Here is a 329-nt window from a genome sequence, read left to right on the forward strand (position 1 = left end):
GTGAGCCATGCGTTCCATTCGCCGCGTATGGACGGGATGTTGGAGGCGTTCCGTGAGGTGGCGCAGGGGCTGACGTACGGCGCCCCGCGCATTCCCATCGTGTCCAACCTCACCGGGACGGTCGTCTCCGCTGAGGAGATCACCAGCCCCGGCTTCTGGGTGCGCCACGTCCGCGAGGCTGTCCGCTTCCTCGACGGTGTCCGCACCCTGGAAGCCCAGGGCGTGACCACCTACCTCGAACTCGGCCCCGACGGTGTGCTGTCCGCGATGGCGCAGGAGTGCGTGACCGGCGAGGACGCCGCGTTCGCCACCGCGCTGCGCAAGGACCG

General features: G+C 69.6%; 1 protein-coding gene. It reads left to right on the plus strand.

Annotation, left to right across the window (positions count from 1 at the left end):
- On the plus strand, nt 1-329 hold a 329-nt coding region (locus NQU54_RS48945; RefSeq protein WP_257636709.1), incomplete at both ends, for an ACP S-malonyltransferase.

Source organism: Streptomyces malaysiensis subsp. samsunensis, assembly GCF_024519315.1.
In the GTDB taxonomy this organism is placed as follows: Bacteria; Actinomycetota; Actinomycetes; order Streptomycetales; family Streptomycetaceae; genus Streptomyces; species Streptomyces malaysiensis.